General features: G+C 63.0%; 5 protein-coding genes and 1 pseudogene. 5 read left to right on the top strand and 1 reads right to left on the bottom strand.

Translation table 11 applies throughout. The features are described from left to right. A partial coding sequence (locus SY1_RS09985; protein WP_208873673.1) for an ATP-binding protein occupies nucleotides 1-1,104 on the bottom strand: 1,104 nt, incomplete at its 3' end. An 881-nt stretch (nucleotides 1,105-1,985) separates the two neighbouring features. Between SY1_RS09985 and infC the strand changes: the two genes are divergently transcribed. The 5 genes and pseudogenes from infC to SY1_RS09960 form a co-directional block, all read left to right on the top strand. Further along, nucleotides 1,986-2,588, top strand: coding sequence for a translation initiation factor IF-3 (gene infC / locus SY1_RS09980; RefSeq protein ID WP_243440657.1), 603 nt, complete (start codon nucleotides 1,986-1,988; stop codon nucleotides 2,586-2,588). Between the two features lie 66 nt (nucleotides 2,589-2,654). Beyond that, nucleotides 2,655-2,855 carry a 50S ribosomal protein L35 gene (gene rpmI / locus SY1_RS09975; RefSeq protein ID WP_015556949.1) on the top strand — a complete coding sequence of 67 codons (201 nt, stop codon included), beginning with the start codon at nucleotides 2,655-2,657 and terminating at the stop codon, nucleotides 2,853-2,855. 43 nt (nucleotides 2,856-2,898) lie between these two features. Beyond that, nucleotides 2,899-3,252: a 50S ribosomal protein L20 gene (rplT, locus tag SY1_RS09970; protein WP_015556948.1), complete on the top strand. Its 354-nt coding sequence runs from the start codon at nucleotides 2,899-2,901 to the stop codon at nucleotides 3,250-3,252. A 142-nt stretch (nucleotides 3,253-3,394) separates the two neighbouring features. Beyond that, nucleotides 3,395-4,438, top strand: coding sequence for a phenylalanine--tRNA ligase subunit alpha (gene pheS / locus SY1_RS09965; RefSeq protein WP_341523988.1), 1,044 nt, complete (start codon nucleotides 3,395-3,397; stop codon nucleotides 4,436-4,438). Beyond that, nucleotides 4,438-4,813 (top strand): annotated as a pseudogene (locus SY1_RS09960) (phenylalanine--tRNA ligase subunit beta); the annotation flags it as partial. The gene pheS and the pseudogene SY1_RS09960, both read left to right, overlap by 1 nt.

Here is a 4,813-nt window from a genome sequence, read left to right as displayed (position 1 = left end):
CGAGTTCAGTACCTCGCGGTTGGGATAGTCCAGCGTCAGCTCCTGCTCCTCTGCGGATTCGATGGTCAGGTAGCCCGCCTGGTAGAGGAAGCTCTCCGGCCTGGCCCGCTCGATCTCCTGGCTGTCCGCGAAGTCGGCGGAAACGCTTTTGTGCCGATAGACCTCCGGGTCATCGATCCCGTGGCTGCGCAGATAAGAGAGGATGAACGTAGGGGAGCCCGAGTGATACCAGTAGTTTTTGAACTCCCTGTCGGCCAGGAAGTTGAGGATGGAGAAGGGGTTGTAGAGGCGGGTCGCGCCGTCGAAGCAGAAGCCGTCGTAGTAGTCCTTCATCCGCGTCAGGAGCTCCTGGCGGGAGAGGCTCATCTTGCCGGCCGCGTGGTCAATCCAGTCCGCGAAGTCCCACTCAAGCTCCTCCTGCGTGTAGCCAACGACGTCGCCAAACTCCTCCACCATGGAGATGTCCCGCAGGTTGTTCATGGCGGAGAAGACGCCGGTCTTGGTGAACTTGGAGATGCCGGTCAGCATGACGAAGCGGAGGTACTCGTCGCAGCCCTTGAGCACGGTGTAGAAACCACGGAGCGCCTCGCGCATGGCCTCCGCCGCCTCCAGGTTCCCGATCTTGTCCAGGATGGGCTTGTCGTACTCGTCGATCAGCACGACGACAGGGCCGCCCTGCTTGTAGAGGGCGCGGATAAGCTCTTGAAACTTATCGCTGGGCTGCTGACTGGAGAGCGTCACGCCTGCATCTTCGGCCCTCCAGGTCAACGTGCTGTTAAGGGACTCTTCAAACTGAGCGACGTCCCTGACGTTCATCATGCTCATGTCGAGCCGCAGCACGGGCGCGGGGTGTTTCGCCTGCTCTGCGGCCCACGCCTCGGCGGCCAGGCCACGGAACAGATCGACCTTCCCCCGGAACATCGCGTCGAGCGTCGAGAGGGTCAGCGACTTGCCGAACCGCCGGGGGCGGGACAGGAAGTACCGTCTTCCGCTTGAGATGACTTTCTGCAGCCGATGGGTCTTGTCCACATAGAGAAGCCCCTCCTGGCGCAGCATCTCGAAGCTCTGGATGCCTATGGGCAGAGTCTGAAGTTTTTCGCTCATAATCCCGTCACCTCGCTTCGATTGGTCTTTTTATGACTCTATTCTAGCAGAAGTGGAAAGGGCGTGTGAGGAGCTCGATGCACACGGCGCCTCCTGCAGGCTTGGGAGGCGCTGGCGTTTGATATTTAAGGGGTTTCGGACGAGGAAGGCAGCCCGTCTTTAAGGAAACACTGATTAAGTCGCTAGGAACTGTCACCCGTATTGGCTCCCTTCAGTGCCAGAAACTTCATCAGGCCGCGCGAAGCGCGTGGGGATTGGGACTGACGGCCCGTGAGCAAGGGCGAACGGCAGCCGGAAGGCTCCCCGAAGGGAGGGCGTAGCCCCATTTTCAAATTTTAAGAAGCGCTGAAGGATACCCTTCGTTTGATGCTCCTTGATCGCTTTCAACAACTTTTGAAGATTAATCAGCTCTTCCTTAAACTTTTCCTCTGCCTGGCCCTTTACTTTGCCCGCGCTTTGCGTTCCCGTGGATTTGGGTGGGCCCCAAATCCACAGGTTGCGATGGCTTTATCGGCGCTCAAGCCCGTCGTTGTACAGGTTAAGCCGATACTGACCTTTCACCCGTCAGGTGCAGCAGAAAATGTGCAAAACCGGTTTCCGACGCACGTTAAAAACTTTGCCTGTGGTTTGGGGTGGGCCGCTCCCCCTTGTCCTTTGGCGCGGACTGTGCTATAGTTTCAGAATAAATTTCGTGCGAAGCAGAGGTTGGCCCCTCTCGCCTGTTCGGCGTCCGCCCGGCGGACCGCTGTCGGGCTACGATGAACGCTTTTCAACCGGCGCGGGCCGGAGGCGAGTTTCAACGGGGGATGGGCTGACGCTTGTCCCCCGTTTTTTTACGGGCTGCGGCGGACGGAACGATCACAATGGAGGTGAGGCTTATATTGCCCAGAACGGATGAGGACGCGCCGCGTGTCAACGAGGAGATCACAGCGCCGAACGTGCTGCTGATAGACGAGAACGGGGTCAAGGTTGGCCAGACGGACACTCGTGAGGCCATGCGTATGGCCGAGGAGAAGATGCTGGACCTGGTGGAGGTGGCCCCGCAGGCGAAGCCGCCCGTGTGCCGTATCATGGACTACGGCAAGTATCGCTACCAGCTGCAGAAGAAGGAGAAGGACGCGAGGAAGAAGCAGAAGGTCCAGGCTCTGAAGGAGATCAAGATGCGCCCCAAGATCGACGAGCACGACTTCGACTTCAAGATGAAGGCCATCCAGAACTTCCTTGCGGGGGGCCATCGTGTCAAGGTCTCCGTGTTCTTCCGAGGGCGCGAGATGGCCTTTCTCAACCGCGGTGAGGACGTCTTGAACCGGGTCATTGCGGAGTGCGGTGAACTGGGCAAGTGTGAGGACTCCCCCAAGATGGAGGGGCGCTACATGCGCATCCTGGTGACGCCCACGCCCCAGGCTTCGGCCAGGGCGAGCGCCAGGGATGCCGCGGAGGCAAAGAAGCCCTCTCCTGAGCCGGCCGAAGCCGCCGAGGCCTGAGCGCCGGCCGCCGAAAGGCGCGCGCCACGGCCTTAAGACAGTCATACGAGTGAGGAGAATGTTCTGATGCCTAAGATGAAACTGAAGTCGCACTCCGGTGCGAAGAAGCGCTTTTTCCGCACGGCGAGCGGCAAGCTGGCCTATCGTAAGTGCGGCCGCTCCCACATCATGGTCCACAAGGGAGCCAAGCGTATGCGCACCCTGCGCAAGACGGGCTACGTCACGGAAACGCTGATGGAGCAGATGAACCACCTGCTCCCCTACTAGGGATGTCCCGCCGTTCTGGTCCGTTTGAAAGGATTGATGACAAATGCGCGTTAAGGGTGCGTCGATCAGCAACAAGAAGAGGAAGAAGCTTTTTACCGTCACGAAGGGGTATTGGGGCCAGCACAAGCACGCCTACCGCCGCGCGCGGGAGGCCTACCTTGCCGCCCTGTCCCGCGCCTACAACGACCGCAAGCGCAAGAAGCGCGACTACCGCCGCCTGTGGATCACCCGCATCAGCGCCGCCGTCCGCTCCGAGGGCATGAGCTACAGCGTCTTCATGAACGGCCTGAAGCGGGCCGGGGTCGCCATGAACCGCAAGATGCTGTCCGAGCTGGCCATTCACGACATGGAGGCCTTCCGCTCCCTCGTGGGGCAGGCAAAGTCCGCCCTCAGGTAGGCCGTCGCCACGGCCTGGGGCGATCGCGGCCCCGACTTTTTTTGAAGGCTGTCCCTGGGGTTCCCCGTCGCAGGCACGACGGGGGCCCTTTTCGTTTTGTGCCGTCCCACGCGGCCGGCGTTCCGGAAGAGGCTGAGACATTGTGAACGACGAATTGATGAAGGGTATGCAGGAGGTGCGCGCCTCCTTTGAACGGGCGCTGGCCGACGCCGCCACGACGGAGGCGCTCGAGGAGGTCCGCGTGCGCTGCATGGGCAAGAAGGGCGCCCTGACGGCGCTCCTGCGCTCCCTGGGCAGGCTTTCCGCGGAGGAGAGGCCCGCGGCGGGACAGGACCTGAACGCCCTGCGCGACGAGATGGAGGAGAAGCTCTCCTCCCGCAGGCGCCAGCTGCGCGACGCGGAGAACGAGGCGCGGGAGGCGGGAGAACGCATCGACGTGACGCTGCCCTCCCGCGGCCGCCCGGCGGGGGCGTTCCACCCCGTGCTCCAGACCCTGCACGAGCTGGCGGAGATCATGGTGGGCCTGGGCTACTCCGTGGCCCTGGGGCCGGAAAAGGAGGAGGAGCACTACAACTTCGACTGTCTGAACATGCCCTCCTGGCACCCGGCCCGTGACATGCAGGACACGTTCTACTTCCCGGACGGCACGCTGCTGCGCACCCACACCTCGCCCGTCCAGGTGCGGTCCATGCTGAAGTACGGCGCCCCCCTTCGCATCGTCTGCCCCGGCAAGGTCTACCGTCGGGACAACGACCCGACCCACTCCCCCATGTTCAACCAGATGGAGGGCCTCCTGATCGACCGGGATGTCTCCTTCGCCGTCCTGAAGGGGACGATCGGAGCGGCGGTGAACGCCTTCTTCGGCCGCACGCTGAAGAACCGCTTCCGCGCCAGCTACTTCCCCTTCACCGAGCCCTCGATGGAGCTCGACATCGAGTGCGTGGTGTGCGGCGGCCGCGACCCCCGCTGCCGCGTGTGCAAGGGCACGGGCTGGCTCGAGGCCGGCGGCATGGGCATGGTCCACCCGGAGGTGGTGCGGGCCGGAGGCATCGACCCGGACCGCTACAACGGCTTCGCCTTCGGCCTGGGGCTGGACCGCATGGCCATGCTGAAGTACGGCATCGGCGACCTGCGCCTGCTCTTTGACGGCAACGTCTCGTATTTCCTGTCGGGGAGGGATGCCTGATGCTCATATCCTGGGAACTGTTGAAGGACTTTATCGACGTCGGCGTCTCGCCGGAGGAGGCCGCGGAGCGCCTGACGCTCTCCGGCGCGGAGGTCGAGGGCCTGCGGCGCACGGCGGGGGCCATGAGGGGTGTCGTGACGGCGCGAATCGCCTCCCTCGCGAAGCACCCGACTCAGGACCGCCTCGCGGTCGCCCGTCTGGACGCCGGCGATAGACGGAACCCCCTCTGCATCACAAGCGCAGTGAACATGAAGCAGGGGGACCTGGTGTTCTACGCGCCCCCCGGCTCCGTCCTGCCCGACGGCACGGAGCTCGGCATGCGCGACTTCTTCGGCGTGGACAGCGCGGGGATGATGCTCTCCGCCGAGGAGCTGG

This window comes from Fretibacterium fastidiosum, assembly GCF_000210715.1.
Lineage (GTDB): Bacteria > Synergistota > Synergistia > Synergistales > Aminobacteriaceae > Fretibacterium > Fretibacterium fastidiosum.
This window is presented reverse-complemented; position numbering and strand designations above follow the sequence as displayed.